Annotated in this window: 24 protein-coding genes and 1 other annotated feature; of the genes, 23 read left to right on the top strand and 1 reads right to left on the bottom strand. The window is 34.3% G+C overall.

Annotated elements, in window-relative coordinates:
* The first annotated feature begins 13 nt into the window (after window positions 1–13).
* The 22 genes from DFR56_RS10695 to DFR56_RS10590 all read left to right on the top strand — a co-directional run bounded on the left by DFR56_RS10695 (window position 14) and on the right by DFR56_RS10590 (window position 22,853).
* Window positions 14–514 (top strand): hypothetical protein, encoded by a 501-nt coding sequence (locus DFR56_RS10695; protein ID WP_110395435.1) that lies wholly within the window; start codon window positions 14–16, stop codon window positions 512–514.
* Window positions 515–638: 124 nt separating this feature from the next.
* Entirely contained in the window at window positions 639–914 is a 276-nt protein-coding gene (locus DFR56_RS10690) for a YabP/YqfC family sporulation protein (protein WP_158525603.1), read from the top strand.
* A gap of 22 nt (window positions 915–936) precedes the next feature.
* Entirely contained in the window at window positions 937–2,145 is a 1,209-nt protein-coding gene (yqfD, locus tag DFR56_RS10685) for a sporulation protein YqfD (RefSeq protein ID WP_110395433.1), read from the top strand.
* Window positions 2,146–2,314: 169 nt separating this feature from the next.
* A complete protein-coding gene (locus tag DFR56_RS10680) occupies window positions 2,315–3,265 on the top strand; it encodes a PhoH family protein (RefSeq protein WP_110395432.1) in 951 nt (316 codons plus the stop codon).
* Window positions 3,266–3,314: 49 nt separating this feature from the next.
* On the top strand, window positions 3,315–5,456 hold the full coding sequence (locus DFR56_RS10675; RefSeq protein ID WP_110395431.1) for an HD family phosphohydrolase: 2,142 nt from the start codon (window positions 3,315–3,317) through the stop codon (window positions 5,454–5,456).
* On the top strand, window positions 5,456–5,914 hold the full coding sequence (ybeY, locus tag DFR56_RS10670; RefSeq protein WP_110395430.1) for an rRNA maturation RNase YbeY: 459 nt from the start codon (window positions 5,456–5,458) through the stop codon (window positions 5,912–5,914). The genes DFR56_RS10675 and ybeY overlap by 1 nt, the downstream gene beginning before the upstream one ends.
* Entirely contained in the window at window positions 5,904–6,263 is a 360-nt protein-coding gene (locus tag DFR56_RS10665) for a diacylglycerol kinase family protein (protein WP_242694703.1), read from the top strand. The genes ybeY and DFR56_RS10665 overlap by 11 nt, the downstream gene beginning before the upstream one ends.
* Window positions 6,264–7,063: 800 nt before the next feature.
* Window positions 7,064–7,960, top strand: coding sequence for a GTPase Era (era, locus tag DFR56_RS10660; protein WP_110395428.1), 897 nt, complete (start codon window positions 7,064–7,066; stop codon window positions 7,958–7,960).
* Window positions 7,961–8,075: 115 nt separating this feature from the next.
* Window positions 8,076–8,216 (top strand): YqzL family protein, encoded by a 141-nt coding sequence (locus DFR56_RS10655; RefSeq protein WP_110395599.1) that lies wholly within the window; start codon window positions 8,076–8,078, stop codon window positions 8,214–8,216.
* A 25-nt stretch (window positions 8,217–8,241) separates the two neighbouring features.
* A complete protein-coding gene (gene recO, locus DFR56_RS10650) occupies window positions 8,242–8,988 on the top strand; it encodes a DNA repair protein RecO (protein WP_110395427.1) in 747 nt (248 codons plus the stop codon).
* A 229-nt stretch (window positions 8,989–9,217) separates the two neighbouring features.
* Window positions 9,218–9,394 (top strand) — a binding site (T-box leader).
* A 125-nt stretch (window positions 9,395–9,519) separates the two neighbouring features.
* Entirely contained in the window at window positions 9,520–10,407 is an 888-nt protein-coding gene (gene glyQ, locus DFR56_RS10645; protein ID WP_110395426.1) for a glycine--tRNA ligase subunit alpha, read from the top strand.
* Window positions 10,400–12,469, top strand: a complete 2,070-nt coding sequence (gene glyS, locus DFR56_RS10640) for a glycine--tRNA ligase subunit beta (RefSeq protein ID WP_110395425.1) — start codon at window positions 10,400–10,402, stop codon at window positions 12,467–12,469. Before glyQ ends, glyS begins: the two co-directional genes overlap by 8 nt.
* Before the next feature lie 280 nt (window positions 12,470–12,749).
* Window positions 12,750–13,379, top strand: a complete 630-nt coding sequence (ccpN, locus tag DFR56_RS10635; RefSeq protein WP_110395424.1) for a transcriptional regulator CcpN — start codon at window positions 12,750–12,752, stop codon at window positions 13,377–13,379.
* 15 nt (window positions 13,380–13,394) lie between these two features.
* Window positions 13,395–14,216 carry a pyruvate, water dikinase regulatory protein gene (locus DFR56_RS10630; protein WP_110395423.1) on the top strand — a complete coding sequence of 274 codons (822 nt, stop codon included), beginning with the start codon at window positions 13,395–13,397 and terminating at the stop codon, window positions 14,214–14,216.
* Window positions 14,217–14,462: 246 nt separating this feature from the next.
* Entirely contained in the window at window positions 14,463–16,271 is a 1,809-nt protein-coding gene (gene dnaG / locus DFR56_RS10625; protein WP_110395422.1) for a DNA primase, read from the top strand.
* A 30-nt stretch (window positions 16,272–16,301) separates the two neighbouring features.
* Window positions 16,302–17,414: an RNA polymerase sigma factor RpoD gene (gene rpoD, locus DFR56_RS10620; RefSeq protein ID WP_110395421.1), complete on the top strand. Its 1,113-nt coding sequence runs from the start codon at window positions 16,302–16,304 to the stop codon at window positions 17,412–17,414.
* 457 nt (window positions 17,415–17,871) lie between these two features.
* Entirely contained in the window at window positions 17,872–18,240 is a 369-nt protein-coding gene (gene cccA, locus DFR56_RS10615; RefSeq protein WP_110395420.1) for a cytochrome c550, read from the top strand.
* A 107-nt stretch (window positions 18,241–18,347) separates the two neighbouring features.
* Window positions 18,348–19,055 carry a tRNA (adenine(22)-N(1))-methyltransferase gene (locus tag DFR56_RS10610; protein ID WP_110395419.1) on the top strand — a complete coding sequence of 236 codons (708 nt, stop codon included), beginning with the start codon at window positions 18,348–18,350 and terminating at the stop codon, window positions 19,053–19,055.
* Window positions 19,052–20,158 (top strand): Nif3-like dinuclear metal center hexameric protein, encoded by a 1,107-nt coding sequence (locus DFR56_RS10605; RefSeq protein WP_244916485.1) that lies wholly within the window; start codon window positions 19,052–19,054, stop codon window positions 20,156–20,158. Before DFR56_RS10610 ends, DFR56_RS10605 begins: the two co-directional genes overlap by 4 nt.
* Window positions 20,159–20,176: 18 nt before the next feature.
* The gene (locus DFR56_RS10600; RefSeq protein ID WP_110395417.1) at window positions 20,177–21,493 is read left to right on the top strand and encodes a DEAD/DEAH box helicase; all 1,317 of its coding nucleotides are present in this window, start codon (window positions 20,177–20,179) and stop codon (window positions 21,491–21,493) included.
* A gap of 13 nt (window positions 21,494–21,506) precedes the next feature.
* On the top strand, window positions 21,507–22,397 hold the full coding sequence (locus DFR56_RS10595; protein ID WP_110395416.1) for a deoxyribonuclease IV: 891 nt from the start codon (window positions 21,507–21,509) through the stop codon (window positions 22,395–22,397).
* A 78-nt stretch (window positions 22,398–22,475) separates the two neighbouring features.
* Complete coding sequence (locus DFR56_RS10590; protein ID WP_110395415.1) at window positions 22,476–22,853, top strand: hypothetical protein; 378 nt, start codon at window positions 22,476–22,478, stop codon at window positions 22,851–22,853.
* A gap of 65 nt (window positions 22,854–22,918) precedes the next feature.
* Here the strand turns inward: DFR56_RS10590 and DFR56_RS10585 are convergent, their stop codons facing one another.
* Window positions 22,919–23,233 (bottom strand): hypothetical protein, encoded by a 315-nt coding sequence (locus DFR56_RS10585; protein WP_110395414.1) that lies wholly within the window; start codon window positions 23,231–23,233, stop codon window positions 22,919–22,921.
* A gap of 44 nt (window positions 23,234–23,277) precedes the next feature.
* Here DFR56_RS10585 and DFR56_RS10580 point away from each other — a divergent pair, with 44 nt between their 5' ends.
* Window positions 23,278–23,916 (top strand): NfeD family protein, encoded by a 639-nt coding sequence (locus DFR56_RS10580; RefSeq protein WP_110395413.1) that lies wholly within the window; start codon window positions 23,278–23,280, stop codon window positions 23,914–23,916.
* The last annotated feature ends 75 nt before the right edge of the window (window positions 23,917–23,991 follow it).

Genomic DNA, 23,991 nt, shown 5'->3' with positions numbered 1-23,991 from the left:
GGAGGCACCAAAAATGGAAGGCTTCTGGGGCTTTATATCTTCCAACATAGTTTTCGTCGTTATTATCGTTGCTGCACTTCTTAATTTTTTAAATAGAGGTAGGAAAACAGAAGAAGAGCAGGAAAGACAGCGACCTGCAAACCCGACAGCAAATCAAAACAATCGTTCAGATCAACGAAGAGCTCGGGTAGAGCAACCTGTCAAGCGAGTAAAACAAACGATCAAAACAGTACAAGAAAGTGTTTCCAAGTCTATGGAAGAACAAAGGCAAGAGCAGTATGACCGTTTAAAGCGTCAATATGAATCGTCATCCCAGTATGATGAGCCTAAAAGGGACGTTAAAGAGAGGAAGTTACAACCAGAACAAGAAGAGGTTGTACAAGTTAACATAAAGCTTGAAGATAAGCTATCGTCAAAGGGATTGATTGAAAGTGTGATAATGGCCGAAGTGTTAGGACCACCGAGAGCACTTAATCCATATCAAAATATTGTGATGAAGAGAAAACAAAGATAAATGATGTATTAGAACCATCTACTTACACACTCACTAGGATGTAAGTAGATGGTTTTTTTCTCGTTTTATCAGTTCTTATATGCTGGTATTTTACATAATTATATGTAGAAGGGAGAAATGTGTAGTGAGATCGATTAAACGAATGATAAAACCACTGATAAATAATCAATTAACACTTCCTTCTGAACTTTTAGACCTTCCTACTGTAACAATTACTGGTAATAAGCAAATAGCAATTGAACAACATTATAAACTTATTTCGTTTTCAACAAATGAAATAAAGCTCCAATGTGAAAAAGGAATCATTCAAATCAATGGGCAAACGTTAACCATTAAAATGATGTATGCTCGGGAAATTATTTTAGAAGGTGTCATTGAAAAAATAATTTTCCACCAATAGTATACTGTTATAAGGAGGAAATATGAGACGAGTTCAAGGTAAAAAATTAGTCGGTTTTGTCACTGTACATGTACAAGGAAAGAATCCTGAATTTTTTTTTCAAGCTTGTGCAAACGCGAAAATTCCTGTTTGGGATATAAAAAAAACTGCTACTAACCATTGTGTCGGTAAAATCTATTTACTTCACGTAAAAAGAGTAAAAGAAATCGTACATCAGTTTGATTATGAAATACAATTTAAGAATAGAAAAGGATATGTCAATTATTTACTTCAAATGTGGACAAGGAAAGAAATCATTGCGTCCATCCTTTTATGTTGTCTCATCATTTTCATTTTGTCTAATATTGTTTGGAAAGTTAATATAACTGGTGTATCGGTCGATGTAGAAAAGAAAATTAATAAACAATTGACTTCGTATGGTTTATATGAGGGAGCATGGGCTTATTCATTAGAATCACTTGATATTATTCAACAAGATGTTTTACACGCTGTACCAGAGCTGCTTTATATTGGTATTCAAAAAAAGGGGACAACGTATCATGTCGATGGCGTGGAGAAATTAATCATTGAAGAAGAAGAAAAAGGACCTGCACAGCATTTGAAGGCTAGTAAAAGTGGGGTCATCGAAAAAATGTTTGTGAAAAAAGGATTGCCAGTTGTTGAAGTAAATGATTTTGTATCTAAAGGTGATTTATTAGTATCAGGAGTCATCAACGAACAAAAGCAAGATGGGGATAATAGTGAACAAGAAATAGCACAAGAAGCAGTAGGAGCAGAAGGAGATGTATATGCAAATACTTGGTATGAAGTAACCGTAAGTAGCTCACTACATAGTTATTACGAAAAATTGTCCGGCGAAAAAATGAAGAAATATGACCTAAAATTTGGTACGGTACAAATACCTGTATGGGGATTTAAAAAGGTTCCATTCGATCGCATTTTAGTTGAAAAAGAAGAAAAACCGTTATATTTTTTGAAATGGGAACTGCCCATTCAATTTATTCAGCAGACAATTTATAATAAATCATCTTTTCAACATACAAGGTCAAAAGAAGAAGCGAAACAAGTTGCGATTGACCATGTAAAAGAAGATATTCAACGTAAATTGGGGACAGATGCAGAAATTCAAAAATATTATGTTTTGCATGAAACCGAAGAGAATGGTAAAGTTAAACTGAACTTATATATTAGTGTATTGGAAAATATTGCCAAAGGCACTCCGATTCATTAAAATTTTTATTTATATTTGATGTTTAAAAAGTCTCGTAAATATGACCAAGCAAACCGTTAGCTCATCGTGCTTGCGACAAAACAGCTTTCGTTATGGACAAAAATGGAGCTAACAATCACATTCGGTCGTTTACATTTTATTGGACGACATTGTAAAAAGGAGTTACATGATGGAAGATAACTTGAAGCAAATCGATCTACAATTAACTGATTCAAACGAAGCAAGAGAACTATTTGGAAATAATGATAATTTTTTAAAACGAATTGAAGAACAATTAAACGTCTCGATTATTACTCGTGGTGAGAAAATTCAAGTTTCAGGTAGTCAGGTTGAATTGGTTCAATTAATCTTAAACAGTTTATTGCATGTCATTCAAAAAGGTCTCATTTTAACGGAGAGAGATGTACTTTACGCGGTAAAGTTAGCAAAAGAAGGCAAGATTCATCAGTTTGAAACTTTGTTTGAAGATGAGATAACGAAAAATGCGCATGGCAAACCTATTCGAGTCAAAACATTAGGGCAAAAATCGTATGTCCAGGCAATTGGGAGGTATGATTTAGTTTTTGGCATTGGTCCAGCCGGAACAGGTAAAACATATTTGGCTGTAGTAAAAGCTGTTCATGCACTAAAAAATGGACAAGCAAAACGGATTATTTTAACGAGACCAGCTGTGGAAGCGGGAGAAAGTCTTGGGTTTTTACCAGGTGATTTAAAAGAAAAAGTTGACCCATACTTAAGACCATTATATGATGCGTTAAATGACGTTTTAGGAAAAGAACATGCGGCACGATTAATTGAAAAAGAAATTATCGAAATCGCTCCACTCGCTTATATGCGTGGAAGAACGTTGGACGATGCGTTTGTTATTTTAGATGAGGCACAAAATACAACTCCAGAACAGATGAAGATGTTTTTGACACGATTAGGATTCGGTTCAAAAATGATTATTACCGGCGATATTACACAAATTGATTTACCAAAAGGTGTCGAATCTGGTCTTCAAGTAGCGAATCGTTTACTTACGAATATAAATGAAATTGCGTTTATTTATTTGGATGAATCGGACGTTGTGAGACATCCACTAGTTCAAAAAATTATTCATGCATATGAAAACAATTAATGGTGTTTTTTTATAAACTGTATTTGAGGTAGCCAGAGGTGAATAAGCTTTGAAAAAATGGATTGACAAACTTTTTTCATTTTTTAATAGTAAATCGAAATGGATAGCTGTTTTTTTGCCTATCGTTATATTGGGTGTTTTTTTCTATTTATTAACGATCAATAATGTCCATTCAAAAACATATGATATAGAACGATTTAACCGGGCAAAGGAGACGATTAGATCACCAATTACGATCGAAAACGAAGTAGAAACTGACCGGAAGATGCGTGAAACGGTGTTAGCTGTTGGAGATCGATATACCATTGTAGATGAGATTACCGAGGAGCAAATTTATTACATTGAAGAAATCTTTGATGCTGTCAACACCCTTTCAAATACAAAAAAGAAAGAAAAGGTTGATGACGAAGAAGAAAAGACGGTTGAGCCTTTGACAATTGATGAAAAGGTTTATCAACTGCAGGAAATTTTATCATCCGAAATTACTGATAAAATTGACGATTTAGTGTTTATGCAATTAGTCCGATTGGAAAATAAAGATAGAAAACACGGGAAAGATATTTTTATTAAAGCGGTTGAAAAAACGTTAGAAGATGGCGTTCGAATTGAAAATATTCAAAGTGCAAAAGAAGAAGTAAGCACGATTATTAAATATTCCACATTAAATGCGGAAGTAAAAGAAGTTCTCAATAATTTAATCGATTTCGCTATCGTTGAAAATTCGTTCTTCGATGTAGAAAAAACGATGGAAGCACGAAATGAAGCGGCTAGTAATGTGGAGCCAGTTGTCATCCGGAGTGGGGATATTATTGTCCGAGAGGGGCAGATTATCACTAACGAGATTTATGAAGATTTAAAATTAACAGGGCTATTAAATAAAGAAAGACAAGTATTTCCAGCAGTTGGTTTAGGCATCTTTATTTTACTTATTATCAGTATGATCGGGTACGAATTAAATCGACTTCACAAACGGAATGAATTGGATCAAGGAAAAATTTTGTCGATTATTTTTATTAGTATTATTATCGTAACATTTATGAAAATAGTCAGTTTATTTACGGATCAATTAAACCAACTATATTTACTCGTTCCAGTTGCTACAGGTGTACTTTTATTAAAATTACTTATTTATGAACGATTAAGTATTGTATTTGCAGTCGTTTATGCAATATTAGGAAGTATCTTATTTAATGGTGAAATACCAGGTTCCTTAAATATGGAGGCCGGAATTTTCTTTTTATTTTTTCAACTAGCAGGGATTTTCTTTTTAACGGATTTAAAAGATCGTGTGACAATAATAAAAACAGCTTTTGGAATGGCTATAATTAATGTTATGATTATTGTGATGTTTATATTACTATCTTTTGAAAAATATGAATTGCTAGAGTTAATGATTCATTCAGCATTTGGTGTGGGGGCTGCAGTATTATCGGCCGTTTTAACGATTGGATTGTTACCATTTTTTGAAACAGGGCTTGGTATTTTATCTGATAGTAAATTACTTGCTTTAGCGAATCCAAACCAGCCATTAATTAGAAAGATTTTAACAGAGGCACCTGGGACGTATCACCATTCAGTTATGGTAGCAAACTTAAGTGAATCGGCTTGTGAAGCAATTGGTGCTAATGGATTACTCGCTAGAGTTGGTTCCTATTATCATGATATTGGAAAAACAATCAAGCCACATTATTTCATTGAGAATCAAGTGGCGATTAGAAATCCACATGATTTTATTGAACCAAAAAAGAGTGCGGAAATTATTATTAGCCATGTAACTGAAGGTGTCAAAATGTTGAAACAGCACCATTTACCAAATGAAATAATCGATATTGCCGAACAACACCATGGAACTTCACTTGTCCAATATTTCTACAGGCTCGAAAAAAACAAGAATAAAGATGTAAACGAAGCAGAGTTTCGTTATCCAGGGCCAAAACCACAAACGAAGGAAGCAGGAATTATCTCTATTTGTGATGCGTCCGAAGCTGCAGTAAGATCGTTAACAGAGCCTTCTTCTGAAAAAATTGAAGAAATTGTTGCTTCCATTGTAAATAGTAAATTAATGGATGGACAATTGGATGAAACACCGCTAACTTTAGAAGAAATTCATACGATTCGTGAAACAGTCTGTGAATCATTAAAAGGAATATTTCATTCACGCATTCAATACCCTGCTAAGGAGGCAAATTAATGCATATTGACCTTTTTGACAAAACAGAGCAACTAACAGAGCCTCAAAAAGAGTTACTTGAAAGTGTACTATTATTTGCAGCAGAAAAAGAAAAGATAGTAAGAGAGATGGAATTGTCCATTAGCATCGTGACAAACGAGGAAATAAAAGAAATAAATGACCAGTATCGGAATAAAAATGAACCGACAGATGTTTTATCTTTTCAAATGGATAGCCCTTTTATGGAATTAGGCGATGATCATTCCATGCCGCTATTATTAGGGGATATCATCATTTCGATTGATAAAGTACAAGAGCAATCAATGCGATACAATCATTCCTTTGATCGAGAGTTAATTTTCTTGGCGATCCATGGTTTTCTCCATTTACTAGGGCATACACACGATAATAAAGAAAAGGAGAAAATAATGTTTGAAAAGCAAGAGACTATACTTAAGGAGTTTAATCTTGAAAGATAAGAAGAAAAAAGGTATTGGCCTAACATATGCATTTAATGGTTTAAAAGAGGCATTTAAACGAGAACGCAATTTTCGTATACATCTTTACGTTACCATCGTTGTTATCTTTTTTTGTCTATATTTTCAGCTAACAGCGATGGAATGGGTTATTATTTTGATGATGATTCATATTGTGCTTATAGCTGAATTGGTTAATAGTCTGATGGAACGAATGATTGATTATATGAAACCAGAATACCATCCTCAGGCAAAAATAATTAAAGATATTTCAGCTGCAGTTGTTTTAATCGCAGCAATTACTTCGATTATTATCGGGACGATTATCTTTTTCCCAAAAGTATTTCTGTGAAGCCCTGTTAAGGGTTTTTTATTTTTGTTTTTAGCCGATTTTAGTCTGGAAATAGGTTATTGTAGAACTAAATGCTAGCTGAGCGATCGGTTTGTATGAATGGAAACTCCTAAGGGAAAAGTGCTAGTACAGGAAAGTAGTCTAAGTACACCACGTTCTAAGACTGTACTTCGGTCCCCTACTGAAGAGCTTTAGGGGCAGTGTTTTTGTTCGTGTCAACGAAAAGCGTTGAATCTGTGATTACCCTTGATTTTTCCAGAAAAAATGACCGACCCCCTTGATGTTAAATACCCCCGTCTTTATTTGGTATGATCGAACAAAAACTTTGTACAAGTCTGTTCAGTACGCCGAAAAGCCCACGGAAGTTCAAGAGGCTTAGGGTCACCTATGCGAAAGCGAAGAGTATACAGGTTAAAAGGTTTTAACGAACAATAAAAAATACCATGCGAAAAAAAGCGAAATATAAAATTATTTTATAAGCTTTGTCGAAACAATTAAAATGAAGCGTAATTTGTAGTATCATATGTATTAGAAATCTTAGTCTACGTTAAAGAAAACTAGCGGATAGCTAAGTTTATGACGAAAGAAAACATGCCCCTTCATCGGGGTATGCTGACGTTAGGCTCAAAGCCTGTCCTTAGTCGGCCTTCCCTAAAATAGCCGAAAAGGCGGTGACTAGGTGATGTTGCACTTACGAAAATAATGGAATAACTTATTTACCATAACTAAAGTTGCGCTTTTAGCCAGTGAGTAATTAGAATGCTTTCTATTTGCCAACAAAAGACAAACGGGAGGATACTATGGAAAGTGAACATGTTTCAGGATTTGTAACAATTATTGGTAGACCAAACGTAGGAAAATCAACATTAATGAATCAAATAATTGGAGAAAAAATATCAATTATTAGCGATAAAATTCAAACAACACGTCATACGATTCACGGAATATTATCAGAGGAAGACGCTCAAATCATTTTTATTGACACCCCTGGAATTCATAAACCTAAACATCGACTAGGTGATTATATGGTAGATGTTTCTATTCAAACATTAAACGATGTAGATGTTATTCTTTTTATGATAAATGCAAAAGAAGGGTATGGAAAAGGGGATGAATTTATTTTAGAGCAACTATCACACGTAGATAGCCCAGTATTTTTATTAATAAATAAGGTCGATTTAATTCATCCAGACGAGCTTTTTCCACTGATTGAACAATATAAAGATAAATGTGATTTTGAAGAAATTATTCCTATTTCCGCGTTAAATGGGAATAATGTTAATACCGCGATTTCTTACATTAAATCGCATCTACCTGCTGGCCCTAAATACTATGATGAAAACCAAATAACGAATAAGTCAGAGCGATTTTTACTTAGTGAATTAATTAGGGAAAAAGTATTAACTCATACGAAAGAAGAAGTTCCACATTCCATTAATGTCATGATTGAATCAATGGAAGAGCGAAATAAACAGACGGTATACATTCAAGCCCTGATTATTACAGAAAGAAAGTCACAAAAAGGTATTTTAATTGGAAAAAATGGTAAAATGTTAAAAAAGATTGGACAAGAAGCTCGGGTAGAAATGGAAGAGGTTTTAGGGAAAAAAGTTTTTTTAGATTTATGGGTAAAAATACAAAAGGATTGGCGAAACAGACAATCTCTATTGACACAATATGGATTTAATAATGATTAAAATGATTGTTGGTAAAAATTAATATTCATGTTTACGTTTAGGTAGGAAATTCTAATAGTAAGTTACATTTTCATTACAACAAATATACAGGAAAGGAAGGTTTCTTGTGAATAATATGATTTGGAATTTATTTTTACAAACAGGAAACGTTGAAACCTATTTATTGTTGAAACAATTGGAAAATGAACAACTAGACGAAAGGAATAATACCGAAACAGAGAGTGAAGAGATTGCATCCTTTCAAACAAAAATGTAGCATATAAACTAGAGGGGACACTTGTATGCTAAAACAACTTGAAGGAATTGTGTTAAAATCACGTAATTATGGAGAAACGCATAAAATTATTACGATTTTTACAAGGCAGCTTGGAAAAATATCAGCTATTAGTAAAGGGGCGAGCAAGCCAAAAAGTAGGCTAAGTTCGGTTTCACAAGTTTTTATTCAGGGTGATTTTCTTATCTATGTAAGTAAAGGATTAAGTACAGTACAGCAAGGGCAAATGATCCAATCTTTTCGACATATTCGTGAAGATATCGTAAAGACTGCTTATGCTGCTTACTTAATTGAACTAACAGATAAAATACTGGAATCAAAAGAGCCTGACCCTTTTATATATGATCAACTAATTAAAACCCTTACATGGATTAATGATAAAGAGGATTTTATGATCCCAATGATGATGTATGAACTGAAAATATATAAAAAGGGTGGGTTTGCTCCAGTAGTCGATCATTGTGTCAATTGTAATAGAAATGAATATCCTTTTAGATTTTCTATTCATGAAGGAGGTCTACTCTGTCGTCATTGTATGCAACTGGATCAATATGCGATTAAACTGGAAAATGCCATGGTTAAATTATTACCTATATTTGAAAGTGTAGGTTTAGAGAGAGTAGGAAATATATCTGTCAAGCCAAACAATCAAAACGTATTACGAACTATTTTGGATCAATACTATGATACATATGGTGGATTTACGTTAAAGTCAAAAAAGTTTTTATCGCAAATAAACTTATTAAAAGAATAAGTTTATTTTAGAAGATGTTCAAAAATCCCAAAAAATGATACAGTGAATTTCTGCGTTGGTAGCTAAGAAAGGATAAACCCTTTGGCTAAAGGCGCGACATCCTGGGACTCCGCTAAATGCTCGTCCCAATGCCAGTGGAACTTCTTGGTCTTTTTTATCGGATTTTTGAACATGCAGTTTTACGTTTTTCTTGCAAAAGTATTTAAAATTATGTATCATTTGAAGAAGTATACATGCAAGGAAAGGGAATAGTACGTCTTGAGCACTATTTGAAGCGAGTCCAGGAAGGTGAAAGCTGGATAATAGTCTATGATGGAATGGCACCCTGGAGTATGGTTTAAGAAAAGTGGTATTCTGACATAGAATGCAAATAGGGTGGAACCGCGGGCAAGAATCCGTCCCTATGTCTTTTGACGAAAAAGACATAGGGATGGATTCTTTTTTTGTAGTAAGAAAATATAAAACTTTCTTATTGCTCACAGCTTATGCGAAGTTTACTAATTATTATGAGATAAAGTGAGGAGAAAAACGATGAATATACAAGAAATGATTTTAACATTACAAAATTATTGGTCAAAACATGATTGTATTTTAATGCAAGCATATGATGTTGAAAAAGGTGCCGGAACAATGTCACCGATGACATTGTTAAGAAGTTTAGGACCTGAACCTTGGAATGTCGCTTATGTGGAACCATCGCGCAGACCAGATGATGGACGCTATGGAGAAAACCCAAATCGGCTTTATCAACACCATCAATTTCAAGTTATTATGAAACCATCTCCCGATAATATTCAAGATTTATATTTACAATCATTATTTGAGCTTGGTATAAATCCTCTGCACCATGATATTCGTTTTGTTGAGGATAATTGGGAAAACCCTACACTTGGAGCAGCTGGTCTTGGATGGGAAGTATGGCTTGATGGAATGGAAATAACGCAGTTTACGTATTTCCAACAGATTGGTGGGTTAGAAGCAAATCCTGTCGCTGTTGAATTAACATATGGAATTGAGCGATTAGCTTCTTATATTCAAGACAAAGAAAATGTTTTTGAATTAGAATGGGTGAATGGTGTAACGGTGAAAGATATTTTCCTCCAACCAGAATATGAACATTCAAAATATGCATTTGAAGAGTCGAATACAGAAACACTTTTTGAATTATTTTCACTGTATGAGGAAGAGGCAAAAGCAACGATGGAAAAAGGGCTAATTTTTCCGTCTTACGACTATGTTTTAAAATGTTCCCATACATTTAATTTACTCGATGCCAAAGGAGTTATTTCGGTAACAGAACGAACAGGTTATATTGCAAGGGTTCGTAATTTAGCAAGAAGTATTGCTAAAGCGTATGTGAATGAGCGAGAACGATTAGGTTTTCCAATGTTAAAGAAGGAGGAAAATGAAGATGAGTAACAATGTACTAGTAGAAGTTGGAATAGAAGAATTGCCAGCAAGATTTATCGATGATGCAGAAAAACAACTATTAACAAAAACGAAGAATTGGTTAACCGAATTAAATATTGCTTTTGATTCCATCAAATCGTATTCAACTCCACGACGTCTTGCGATTCTAATTGAAAATATTGCTGAATATCAAACAACGATCAAAGAAGAAGTAAGAGGACCACAAGTAAAAATTGCTAAAGATGATCAAGGTAATTGGACAAAAGCAGCAATTGGCTTCACAAAAGGACAAGGAAAAGAATTAGCAGATATTTATACAAAAGAAGTGAAAGGTACTTCCTATATTTTTGTCGAGAAGAAAATGGAGGGAAAGAAAACAGCACATATTTTACCAGATATAAAACAAATCATTGCTTCCATTTCGTTTCCACAGACAATGCGTTGGGGAAGTGATTCATTCCGTTTTGCTCGTCCACTGCGTTGGATTGTTGCTCTGTTAAATGATCAAATTATCCCGTTCGAAATAGCACATGTAACAGCTAGTAATGTAACGTATGGCCATCGATTTTTAGGAGAAAAAAGTACGGTAACAAATCCACTAGAGTATGAAATGATCTTAGAGAAAAATTATGTCATTATTGATCCGAAAAAGCGTGAACAATTAATAGTAGAGCAAATGAAACAGTTAGAGCAAGAGCAAAACTTTCATATAGCGGTAAATGATAGCTTACTAAATGAAGTCCGTAATTTAGTGGAATATCCAACAGTATTTCACGGAACTTTTGCAGACGATTTCTTACGTTTACCAGAAGAAACGCTTATTACTTCTATGCAAGAGCATCAACGTTATTTTCCGGTTAGGGACATAAATAGTAATCGGTTACTACCGTGTTTTGTTAGTGTAAGAAATGGTGATGCCAAAGAATTAGCTAATGTAGTTCGTGGGAATGAAAAAGTATTACGAGCACGACTTGCAGATGCTACATTTTTTTATGAAGAAGATAGAAAACATTCTATTCACTTTTTTATCGACAAGCTTAAAACGGTCGTATTCCAAGAAAAAATCGGTACCATTTATGAAAAGTTAAACAAGATTAAATTTATGACGAAAAAACTAAGCGAAGATTTACAATTAGAAACAAAGAACCGTACCGAAGCGATGAGAACTGCTGAGATTTGTAAGTTTGATTTAATGACTGATATGGTCAATGAATTTCCGGAATTACAAGGAATAATGGGCGAAAAGTATGCCCTTTATTACGGGGAAGATCAAACGGTTGCTCAAGCCATTCGTGAACATTATTTGCCAGTTCAAGCAAATGGAAGCTTGCCTGAAACAATAGCTGGTTCAGTAGTCAGCATAGCGGATAAACTAGATACGATTGTTGGATGTATATCGGTAGGACTTGTACCAACAGGGTCACAAGATCCATATAGTTTAAGACGACAAGCGATCGGTATATTAAGAATTCTCCGGGAAAATAAATGGAGTATCTCTGTTGAATCCCTATTATCCATTGCTTATCATGTATACGAAATAACAGATGAGAATGTAAAAAAAGAGATAAGCCAATTTTTTAAAAGCCGTGCAGCTTTTATCCTATCGGAAGAACAAATTGAGCAAGATATTATACAAGCAGTACTTCATGAAGGGATTGGTACGTTCCATTATACGATAGAAAAAGCAAAACTTTTATCTGCCAAAAGAAATGATCCATCCTTTAAACAAATTGAAGAAGCGCTAGTAAGAATTATGAACCTTGGCAAAAAACATGTACAAACGAACATTAATCCGGCATTATTTGAAACAGAATCGGAAAAAGAACTTTATTCCATGTATAATGAGGTCAAAGAAGCATTTTTTCAGTTGACAAATCAATTGGAAGCAAACAATGCATTGGAACAAATTGAACGATTAGCAGGACCAATCCATCAATTCTTTGAACATAATATGGTTATGGCAGATAATGTGGATGTAAAACAAAATCGTCTAGCACTTGTGCACAACATTTCAACTATCATTAATCAATATGCCGATGTTACGTTAATCGAATGGAAACAACATAAATAATAAGTGAAAGAATAAAGATTTCCAAAATTACTTTCGCTTTTCAATTTTCCTTTTATCAACTTTCGGTATATAATACTATTCATATAAGGTAACACATTTTCATTAACAAAAAGAAACTCTTATTTGCATATGGACAAAAACATTTCTACCTTTTATAGGTTTGACATTTATGAAATTGATTTTGGCTTATGCTGTTTGACCAGCGCCTATCTTCCTTCAGCTATTTGATTAGCAGTTTAGCGATAAGGCGTTTGCGCTTTTCTTAATAGGTGGTGAAAAAGTGGAATTATCGGAGCGTCAAGAAAAAATTATCGAGATCGTAAAAGAAAATGGTCCAATAACAGGTGAACAAATTGCAGATCATTTAAGTTTATCTCGGGCAACACTTAGGCCCGATTTGGCAATTTTAACGATGGCTGGTTACCTTGATGCCAGACCACGTGTTGGGTATTTCTTTACGGGTAAGACAGGTTCAGAATTATTGACAGAAAAAGTGAAGCAATATAAAGTGAGTGAGTTTCAATCCGTTCCTGTCGTTGTCAAAGAGGATGCATCGGTTTACGATGCTATTTCAACGATGTTCCTTGGTGATGTGGGAACGTTGTTTGTCGTAAATGATGACGGCTACTTATCAGGCGTATTATCTCGAAAAGATTTACTACGGGCAAGCCTTGGAAATCAAGATTTAAATATCGTGTCTGTCCATATTATTATGACCCGAATGCCGAATATTACGGTTTGTCGAGCGGATGATTTGTTAATTGAAGCGGCTAAAAAGTTAATTGACAAGCAAATTGACGGGCTTCCTGTTGTGAAAGATACTCCTAGTGGTTTGCAAGTGATTGGTCGAATAACGAAGACAAATATTACGAAAGCTTTTGTGGAATTAATACTTGATGAACAAGTGTAGAAAGAGGGATAAAACATGAGAAACCCATCTGTATATGTACTATCTGATTCAGTTGGTGAAACTGCTGAACTTGTGATAAAAGCGGGGTTAAGTCAATTTTCTAATGGTAACTACAATATTCAGCGAATCCCTTATGTAGAGGATAAGAAGACGATTGATGAAACGTTAGAAATCGCTAGAGAAGAAGCAGCTATTATTGGGTATACTTTAGTGGACCCAGATTTAAGAGACTATTTAAACAATCGAGCGATAGAATTAAACATCGAAGTCATTGATATAATGGGGCCGATGATGGAAGCGATGGAGAGAACTTTTAAACATGCACCAAGACAGGAGCCGGGATTAGTATATAAACTTGACAAAGATTATTTTAAACGGATTGAAGCCATTGAATTTGCCGTTAGGTATGATGATGGAAGAGATCCGCGCGGCATTGCAAGAGCAGATATTGTCTTAATAGGGGTTTCAAGAACATCAAAAACACCATTATCACAGTTTTTAGCCCATAAACGTCTCAAGGTGGCAAACGTACCAGTCGTTCCAGAAGTAGATCCTCCAGAAGAATTATTCAGGATTAATAAATCTAGATGTATTGGACTACGTATTAGTCCGGAAAAATTAAACGGAATAAGAAAAGAAAGACTAAAAGCACTTGGACTTGGCGACCATGCAACGTATGCAACTTTAAAACGGATTGATGAAGAATTAGCATTTTTTGATGCAATCGTTGATAAAATTGGTTGTGATGTCATTGATGTTTCGAATAAAGCTGTAGAAGAAACGGCGAACATCATTTTGCAAATGTATCAAAAAAATAAAAATAATCCAGTTGACTAGCAATTTTAAAAAATATATACTATAATACTATGTTGTTGTACAAATGTTTATTTTGTGTGAAAAATGGGTATATAGTAAGTAATAATAGGTTTTTAACATATTAGTATTCCTTCTTTAAGATAATGGAATTATAAAGAAGGAAATTTTTTTTCGATAACCTTAAAAAGATTGTCGAAAGTTGCAGGACTTTTATACGATCATATCGAAATAGTATAATATTAGTGAATATGAATCTTGGTGATGTAAATGTTTACTGAAATACCAGATGAGATCATTGAACAAATTCGTAAAGAAAATGACATAGTAGGCGTAATTGAAGAATATGTTCAATTGAAAAGACAAGGGAAAAACTTCTTCGGTTTATGTCCATTTCATGATGAAAAATCGCCATCTTTTTCCGTTACAAAGGAAAAGCAAATTTTTCATTGTTTCGGCTGTGGAAAAGGTGGAAATGTCATTAACTTTCTGATGGAAATAGAAACATTTACTTTTATTGAAGCAGTTACTTATTTGGCGAATCGCGTCGGAATTACTTTACCCGAGACAAGAAAACGACAAACGTCTTTATCGGAAGAGACTAGTTCTTTACTCTCAGCGTATGATTGGTTAACGAAATATTATTATCATTTATTAAAGTATTCAGAAGAGGGTAAAATTGGATTAGATTATTTTACGAAGCGAGGAATTAAGGAAGAGACGATCGATCAATTTCAACTAGGGTTCGCTCCGACAAACAGTGAGTTTACGATGGAGTTTTTGAAGAAAAAAGGATTTCATCAACAACTATTAGTGAAAGCCGGTTTGTTTGCTGCTAGAAGTAATGACGAATATGTCGATGTTTTTAGAGGTAGAGTAACCTTTCCGATTAAAAACCATCTTGGTAGGACCGTTGCCTTTGGTGGACGAGCCTTTCAAGGGGAAGAGCCAAAATATTTAAATAGTCCAGAACATGAACTATTTCAAAAAGGGAATTTATTATTTAATTTTAACTTAGCAAAAAATCATATTCGTAAAGAAAATGAAGTAATTATTTTTGAAGGATACATGGATGTGTTAGCAGCTTATCAGGCTGGGATAAAAAATACAGTTGCAACATTGGGTACAGCACTTTCCAGCAACCAAGCAAAATTATTGAAGCGATATATTGATACAGTCATATTATGTTATGATGCTGATAACGCAGGAATTAATGCTAGTTATCAAGCGGCAAACTTATTACAACAAATTGGTTGTGAGGTAAGAATTGCCCACGTGCAAGAAAATATGGATCCAGATGATTATATTAAAACGTTTGGGAGTGAGCAATTTAAACAACAAGTCATAAGCGTTAGTGATACATTCTTTAAATTTTATATGAAATATAAAAAAAGGGATTACAATCTATCGGTTGATAGTGAAAGGATTGCCTATATCGAAACAATTGTTCAACAACTTGCTTCTATTGAAAGCACGATTGAACGAGAGTATTATGTAAAAGAAATAGCAGATGAATTTAATTTATCGACAGATATTATCCATCATGATATCGAAAAGTATAAAAAGAGAAATAATCATCATTTTAAGGATAAGTCAAGTAAGAATAGTAATACTATTAGTAATGTGAATAATTATCATAAACGTATGATGTTATTACCTGCTTATCGAAATGCGGAAAAATTACTGCTAGCACATATGTTGAGACATCCATATTTAATTGAGAAGGTTCAACAAAAATTAGGTGTTAGCTTTAACATAGATGAGCATAAAATTATATTGACACATTTATATGCACTTTATGAAGAAAAAAATGAAATTGATGTGAGTGAATTAGTCGACAAAGTAACTGATCCCGAATTAAAGCGGATAATAACTGAACTTGCTATTATGCCAACGAATGAAACAATCATAGAACAAGAAATAAATGATTACATCAATATTATCCAAACGGAGGCAACAGAGATTACTTATTTACGTGCTCTGAAGCAGAAGCAGAAAGAAGAAAAAAATCCAATTTTAGCCGCTCAGATAGGGTTAGAAATAATAGATATTGAAAAACAGTTAAAACATATGAAATAAAGAGTTATGACCAAGGAGGGAAGGGGACTTATGACTGAAAATAAATCTTCTCAAACGATGGAAAATGATGCAACGTTGGAAGAAGTGAAAGAAGAATTACTGGAAATAGGGAAAAAGGCTGGAGTATTAGCCTATGAAGAGGTAGCGGATAGGCTATCTACGTTTGAAATCGAACCAGAACAAATCGATGAATTTTATGAGTACCTCGAAGAACAAGGTGTTGAGGTTATTGGTGATGCAGAAGATGAAGAAGCATTAAAAGAGGATTTAACAGATGCAGATAACCTAAGAGACTTAAGTGTTCCTTTAGGAATTAAAATTAATGACCCTGTCCGTATGTATTTAAAAGAAATCGGTAGAGTTGATTTACTGACAGCAGAAGAGGAAGTCGACCTTGCGATTCGGATTAAAAATGGGGATGAAGAAGCAAGTAGAGCTTTAGCTGAAGCTAACTTACGTTTAGTCGTCAGTATTGCGAAGCGCTATGTAGGTAGAGGTATGCTATTTCTTGATTTAATTCAAGAAGGGAATATGGGTCTCATTAAAGCGGTAGAAAAATTCGACCATGAAAAAGGGTTTAAATTTAGTACGTATGCTACATGGTGGATTCGGCAAGCAATTACTCGTGCCATAGCAGATCAAGCTAGAACGATTAGAATTCCAGTCCATATGGTGGAAACAATTAATAAATTAATTAGAGTACAACGTCAATTACTTCAAGATCTTGGACGGGAGCCTACTCCAGAAGAAATAGGAAAAGAGATGGAATTATCTCCAGCTAAAGTAAGGGATATCCAAAAAATAGCGCAAGAGCCTGTCTCATTAGAAACGCCAATTGGGGAAGAAGATGACTCACATTTAGGTGATTTTATTGAGGATCAAGAGGCTGTTTCACCATCGGATCATGCAGCATATGAATTACTAAAAGAACAATTAGAAGACGTTCTAGACACATTAACTGATCGTGAGGAAAATGTTTTACGGTTACGCTTTGGTTTAGACGATGGCCGCACTCGTACATTGGAAGAGGTTGGAAAAGTGTTCGGTGTAACGAGAGAACGTATTCGACAAATCGAAGCAAAGGCATTACGTAAGTTAAGACATCCGAGTAGAAGTAAACGTCTGAAAGACTTTTTAGAGTAATTTCATAATGAGTTTTCATTATGAAATTACTTACATACTAGCAAATGATAGGAATGGCTTAATTTAGCAGATGAGAAAGGATAAACCTTTCTTGACTCGCATAAGTGCAATTAAGGCTTGGTATATACGTTACTCTCTTATCACTTATTTACATAAGTGTAACATCACCCTTGTCATCGCTTAGCGGCTATTTTAAGGAAGGCCGACTAAGGACAGGCTTTGCGCCTAACGTCGGCATACCCCGATGAAAGAGTATGTTTTCTTTCGTAAATGCCAAGTTTTCTAATGTGCAATTAAGCCTACCGTATTCTTTGTCATTAGTCAATAATTTTAACAATTTTATGATAATTGATTGTTCAGATGTATTATTACTTTAATCTAACCTTGATTTCGAGTAGAATAAGGATAGTCTTTACATAAAAGAACATCAACAATTACATAAGGAGGAAAAAGCGTCATGAAGAAAAATGTTCTCCCATTCGGAATTATTGCTATCGTAGGTATTTTTGTTGCGATTATCGTATTTTATGTTGGCGTGCATCAACGTGATGATATTCGACTTGCAGAAGAAAATGGTGGGGAAGAAGTAGTGGAAGAGGGAGAAGTGGAAACAGATCCTGAAGCAGTTTTTGCTAATTCATGTGCTGGTTGTCATGGACAAGATTTATCTGGTGGAGCTGGACCAAATCTTACGAAAGTTGGAAGTGAGCTTTCAGCAGATGAAATCAATAATATCATTATGAATGGTCAAGGTACAATGCCTGGTGGTTTAGTAAGTAAAGAAGAAGCCGACTTATTAACAGAATGGCTAAGTGAAATGAAATAATGATTAGAACTAAAGTATAAGCTTTCTGTGGAACAGAAAGCTTTTCGACTTTTGCAGATAAGAATCTCGTATTGATTACATTATTTTTCAAATACAAGGTGGATAGTATGAGCATAAAATTATCTAAACGACTACAAACCATAGCATCTTTTATTTCCTCAAACTCTTTGTTTGCCGATATCGGATCAGATCATGCCTATTTACCTTGTTATGTTTGTTTATCAGATCAAACTGTACAGGCAATAGCAGGAGAAGTTAAAGAAGGTCCCCTTAAACGTGCACAAGAAACAGTAGAATATTATGATTTGTCTGAACGAATTGATGTTCGTTTGGGCAATGGATTACAAATTATTAATGAAAACGATCATGTGAATGAAGTTGTGATAGCAGGGATGGGTGGCTCATTAATTGCCAATATAATGGAGGAAGGTAAAAATAAATTATCTGCTGTTCATAAAATTATTGCACAACCGAACATCCATGCTTCCAGCGTCAGGAAAACATTTTTGGCAAACAATTATTCCTTAATAAATGAAATCATTTTAATGGAAAATAATCATATATACGAAGTGTTAGTAGCGGAGCGAGATTCAACTGTAAATATTTACGATCCAGCTGAACATTTAGGGAAACAATTGATGTTTGGTCCACTGCTAATGCAAGAGAAATCTCCTGTCTTTATTAAAAAATGGCAAGATGAACGAAAAAAATTGCTCCATATAACGAGTAATATGGAAAAAGCGAAAAATAAAGAGGAGACAAAGCTTCATTTATATAAAAAACAGTTACAATGGATGGAGGAGGTTTTAACTTGAGCAATATTAACCATGGCACTATTTTTAATGCACTTGAAAACTGGGCTCCAAAACGACTTGCGTATGGGTGGGATAATGTTGGTTTACAAATAGGATCAACATTAACAAAAACAACGAAGGTCATGATCACGTTAGATGTCTTGGAATCAGTTGTTGACGAGGCGATTGAAAATGATGTAAATTTACTTATTGCCCATCACCCTCTACTTTTTAAATCAATCAAAAATATTGATGTTCACTCTATCAAAGGAAAAGTAATCGAGAAATTGATCAAACATGATATCACTGTATATGCAGCACATACAAATTTAGATATAGCAAAAAATGGTGTTAATGATTTGCTTTGTGAAGCATTAGAAATAAAGGCTACGAAGCATTTACTTGATGTGTATAAGGAAAAGTTATTTAAACTTATCGTTTTTGTTCCAAAAACCCATAGCGATCAGGTTAGAGAAGCTTTAGGCAATGCTGGTGCTGGTCATATTGGAAACTATAGTCATTGTACTTTTCAATCGAAAGGGCAAGGTACATTCATGCCACAGGAAGGAACGAATCCTTTTATTGGTCGGACAAAAGAACTTGAAATGGTCGACGAAGTAAAAATGGAAACTGTTGTACAAGAAAATAATGTAGCTAAAGTCCTTTCGGCGATGAAAAAAGCTCATCCTTATGAAGAGGTTGCCTATGATCTATTTCCACTTGAATATGCTGGAGAGACGTTTGGATTAGGAAGAATTGGTTCTTTACAAGAGACGATAACACTACAAGCATTTTCAGAAAAGGTAAAACAAACATTTCATATTGATTGTTTACGGGTCGTTGGAGACTTAACGAAGCAAGTGAAAAAGGTTGCTGTAGTTGGAGGTAGCGGTGAAAAGTTCCTTCACCAAGCTAAAAAAATGGGTGCTGACGTTTATATTACGGGGGATATGACATTCCATCATGCACAAGAAGCATTAGAAATGGGACTTGCAATCATCGACCCTGGTCATTATATTGAAGAAATTATGAAAAAGGCAACGAAGCTTTATTTAACTAATCAGTTTGCGAATCTCCCAGTTATTGTCTCGAACACAAATACGAATCCATTTCAATTTATATAACCTTAAAGGAGTACGAAAATGGACGAAAATAATTTTAATAAACTAGCTCTAAATGAAACGATACAAAAAGTGATTCATCAATTATATTTTAAACATCCAACAGAGATACAAAGAAAAGCAATTCCGCATATTTTGGCTGGCAAAAGTATGATAGGCGAATCGCAAACTGGTTCGGGTAAAACGCATGCTTATTTATTACCATTACTAAATAAAATGGATGAAACAAAAGCTGAGGTGCAAGTTATTATTACGGCACCCACACGAGAGTTATCCATGCAAATTTTTGAAGAGATTAAAACGATAACGAAGCTTGCAAAAAAAGAACAAATTTGGACTTCCCGTTTAATTGTTGGTGGCCTTGATAGAAAGCGAATGATCAAACAATTGGAGAAAACACCTCAGATTGTCGTCGGGACACCAGGTAGAATATTGGATATGGTGAACGAGGGTGTTCTCTCCATCTATTCAGCTACTTCCTTTGTTATCGATGAAGCCGATTTGATGCTTGATTTGCGATTTATCGATACGATAGATGAACTTTTAGTTCGCAGTAAAAAAGATGTACAAATACTTGTTTTTTCAGCAACTTTTCCACAACAATTACAGCATTTTTTAAAAAAATATTTACAACAACCAACTCATATTAAGATTCAGAATGGATTGTCTCCGGAATCGATGAAACACCGACTCGTTGAAAAAAAACATCAGGATTTAGCAGGAAAAGTGATGGACATATCAAAAGCAATTCAGCCCTATGTGGCGCTCCTCTTTACAAATAGCAAGGAAACTGCGGATGAATTAGGAGATATCTTAAGTGCAAAAGGATTAAATGTAGGAGTATTACATGGTGGATTATCGAGCCGTGAGCGTAAGCGGATGGTTAAGGCAATTCATGATCTTCGTTATGAGTATATTGTAGCAACTGATCTAGCGTCACGGGGCATTGACATAAAAGGAGCAAGTCATGTAATTAATGTGGAATTACCGAAAGAAATTGAGTTTTACATTCATCGCGTAGGCAGAACTGCTCGAGCGGGCCTTGAAGGAACTGCGATTAGTTTTTTTACTGAAGCAGATATTCCATTAATAGATGAGTTAGAGAAAAAAGGAATTACCTTTATTTATTCGGATATAAAAAATGGTGAATGGATTGAAAGTAATCATTATAATAAAAGAGAACGAAGAAAAGATCTTACAACGACGTTAGATCGAGAAGCATGGAAACGGGTTAAAAAACCCAAAAAAGTGAAACCAGGATACAAAAAAAGAATGAAGCAACAACAAGAAAGAATAAAGCGACAGTTAAAAAAAGAAAGTCGTCAGAAAAGAACATAAATGGGGTGGAATCATGGTAAAGTTAGGTTCACATGTTTCAATGAGTGGTAAAAAAATGCTACTCGGTTCAAGCGAAGAAGCAACATCTTATGGTGCAAATACGTTTATGATTTACACAGGCGCACCACAAAATACACGGAGAAAACCAATTGAAGAATTAAATATAGAAGCGGGACAAACCCATATGAATGAACATGGAATTAATGACATTATTGTCCATGCTCCTTATATTATCAATATTGCTAATACAACGAAGCCAGCAACCTTTGAACTAGGTGTTACCTTTTTACAAAATGAAATCGAACGAACAGAAGCAGTTGGTGCTACTCAAATTGTTTTACATCCTGGGGCACATGTTGGAGCTGGAGTAGATGAAGGAATTAATAAAATTATTGAAGGATTAAATGAAGTACTTCAAAAAGATCAGAAAGTTCACATAGCACTTGAAACAATGGCTGGTAAAGGGACTGAAATTGGTAGAAGTTTTGATGAATTAGCAAAAATTATCGATGGAGTAACACATAACGATAAATTAACTGTATGCCTTGACACATGTCATATTCATGATGCAGGGTACCATGTGAAAGATGGTTTTGACGATGTTCTAAACGAATTTGACAAAATAATTGGTGTGGATCGCATTAAAGTTATCCATGTGAACGATAGTAAAAATGAACGTGGTGCTGGAAAAGATCGACATGAAAATATTGGTTTTGGTCATATCGGTTTTGAGCCACTACATTATGTTATTTTTCATGAGGAATTTACAGATATACCAAAAATATTGGAAACTCCTTATGTTGGAGAAGATAAGAAAAACAAAAAACCACCGTATAAATTTGAAATTGACATGCTTAAAAACGGTACATTTGATCAAGATTTATTGAAGAAAATAATGAGCTAATATGAAATAACTAACATAAATGAAACAAGATATATTCCATAAACTATACTTACCTTAATACAAAGGGGGTACAAGTTCATGGAAAATCAGCGTTTAAATGATCAACGACAAAGAGATCGTAAAGGTCATCCGGTTCTTGATGATGATAGAAATCTGGACCGGGATTTTAGGGAAGAGACTGCAACTGAAATAACGGATGATGATGTGATTAGAAAAGGTCGTGACCGTGACCGAGATCGCGATCGAAATGATCCAGATGTGCAAAGCGTATACGGTTGGATTGCGGTAGCACTTAGTGTTATTTCCTTTTTCTTCATCCCACTTCTGTTTGCAGGAGCAGGAATTATACTAGGATTTGTAGCAAGAAATCGTGAGGCGGCTATATTAGGAAATACAGCTATTATAATTGGGGTTTTATCGATTCTTATCCGATTATTTATATTACCACTAATATAGATGAATTAAATGTTTGGGCTGATGTCATTCAGCCCTTTTTACATGAAAACGTTCATGGTAAAGTTTTAATAGACTGGAAAATAATAATATGTATTTGGAGATAATGCATGAACATCTGCATTTGGATTAACGATTTGAAAATCAGTCATTATTTGGTCAATACGTAGGTTTTCTACTTGAACCTTATTTATTCGTTCAGAGACGGATAAAATCGTATCACCTGGATGGACCTTTATTTTCATTACGGTAATACCATTTATTGTTTCTACTTCATGATTAGGTGTTATAAATGAAGTAGACCCTTTTGTAAAATCATTATACAAACTTAAAATTAACAGTATAATACAAGTATAAAGACAAATTCTTTTTACGTAATACATATACGATACCACCCTATTTATATTTAAAAAGGAGGAAGAGAAAAATGGCTGCACTTTTAGATACAAGCTGGATTGGATTTGTTATAGTTGGTTTAGGCACATTATTTCTAATTGGAGAAATATTAGTAAATATGCGTGGATTGTTTGCACTATTAGGGATTAGTTTTATTGTTCTTTATTTTTATATTAATATAGTTGATCCATCCACCTTTGTTATCATGCTTATTATTTATTTCGTAGGACTATTACTTATACTCATTGATGGTAAAATTATTAATGATGGAACACTTGGTACACTTGGTTTAGCTGGAATGACATTTTCCGTTGTTTTAGCTGCTCCCAACTTTTTTGCAGGCTTGTACGCCTTTATTGGAGTTATTTTAGGTGCCGCACTTTCGTTTACATTTTTAAAAGTATTTAAAAGAAGAAATATGTGGAGTAAAATTACGTTAAAAGATCGGTTGACAAAAGAAGCAGGTTATTCTTCTTTAAATGAGGAATATATTCAATTAATTGGAAAAGAAGGAGTCACTTTAACAGATTTGCGTCCTGTGGGAACAATTGAAATTGACAAAAAAGAATATAGTGCTATTTCCAATGCACAGTGGATCAAAAAAGGCACAAAAATTCAAATAACAGATGTGGATGGCACAAGAATATTAGTAAAAGAACTAGAAAAATAATATTTATAAGATCGATTGTAAATTTAATGTTAATTTTACAAAACACACTTTACAAAAACAAAATATTTTTTAATA

Origin of the sequence: Pseudogracilibacillus auburnensis, from assembly GCF_003201975.1 — a bacterium.
Classification (GTDB): Bacteria; Bacillota; Bacilli; order Bacillales; family Amphibacillaceae; genus Pseudogracilibacillus; species Pseudogracilibacillus auburnensis.
The sequence above is the reverse complement of the archived record's forward strand: the minus strand, read 5'-3'. Positions and strand labels throughout refer to the sequence as shown.

Bases quoted from the DNA above. Each gene is read 5' to 3' on its own strand.
- DFR56_RS10695 (WP_110395435.1), top strand. From the start codon at position 14: ATGGAAGGCTTCTGGGGCTTTATATCTTCCAACATAGTTTTCGTCGTT.
- yqfD (WP_110395433.1), top strand. From the start codon at position 937: ATGAGACGAGTTCAAGGTAAAAAATTAGTCGGTTTTGTCACTGTACAT.
- DFR56_RS10680 (WP_110395432.1), top strand. From the start codon at position 2,315: ATGGAAGATAACTTGAAGCAAATCGATCTACAATTAACTGATTCAAAC.
- ybeY (WP_110395430.1), top strand. From the start codon at position 5,456: ATGCATATTGACCTTTTTGACAAAACAGAGCAACTAACAGAGCCTCAA.
- era (WP_110395428.1), top strand. From the start codon at position 7,064: ATGGAAAGTGAACATGTTTCAGGATTTGTAACAATTATTGGTAGACCA.
- DFR56_RS10655 (WP_110395599.1), top strand. From the start codon at position 8,076: ATGATTTGGAATTTATTTTTACAAACAGGAAACGTTGAAACCTATTTA.
- recO (WP_110395427.1), top strand. From the start codon at position 8,242: ATGCTAAAACAACTTGAAGGAATTGTGTTAAAATCACGTAATTATGGA.
- glyQ (WP_110395426.1), top strand. From the start codon at position 9,520: ATGAATATACAAGAAATGATTTTAACATTACAAAATTATTGGTCAAAA.
- glyS (WP_110395425.1), top strand. From the start codon at position 10,400: ATGAGTAACAATGTACTAGTAGAAGTTGGAATAGAAGAATTGCCAGCA.
- DFR56_RS10630 (WP_110395423.1), top strand. From the start codon at position 13,395: ATGAGAAACCCATCTGTATATGTACTATCTGATTCAGTTGGTGAAACT.
- dnaG (WP_110395422.1), top strand. From the start codon at position 14,463: ATGTTTACTGAAATACCAGATGAGATCATTGAACAAATTCGTAAAGAA.
- rpoD (WP_110395421.1), top strand. From the start codon at position 16,302: ATGACTGAAAATAAATCTTCTCAAACGATGGAAAATGATGCAACGTTG.
- cccA (WP_110395420.1), top strand. From the start codon at position 17,872: ATGAAGAAAAATGTTCTCCCATTCGGAATTATTGCTATCGTAGGTATT.
- DFR56_RS10610 (WP_110395419.1), top strand. From the start codon at position 18,348: ATGAGCATAAAATTATCTAAACGACTACAAACCATAGCATCTTTTATT.
- DFR56_RS10600 (WP_110395417.1), top strand. From the start codon at position 20,177: ATGGACGAAAATAATTTTAATAAACTAGCTCTAAATGAAACGATACAA.
- DFR56_RS10595 (WP_110395416.1), top strand. From the start codon at position 21,507: ATGGTAAAGTTAGGTTCACATGTTTCAATGAGTGGTAAAAAAATGCTA.
- DFR56_RS10590 (WP_110395415.1), top strand. From the start codon at position 22,476: ATGGAAAATCAGCGTTTAAATGATCAACGACAAAGAGATCGTAAAGGT.
- DFR56_RS10585 (WP_110395414.1), bottom strand. From the start codon at position 23,233: ATGTATTACGTAAAAAGAATTTGTCTTTATACTTGTATTATACTGTTA.
- DFR56_RS10580 (WP_110395413.1), top strand. From the start codon at position 23,278: ATGGCTGCACTTTTAGATACAAGCTGGATTGGATTTGTTATAGTTGGT.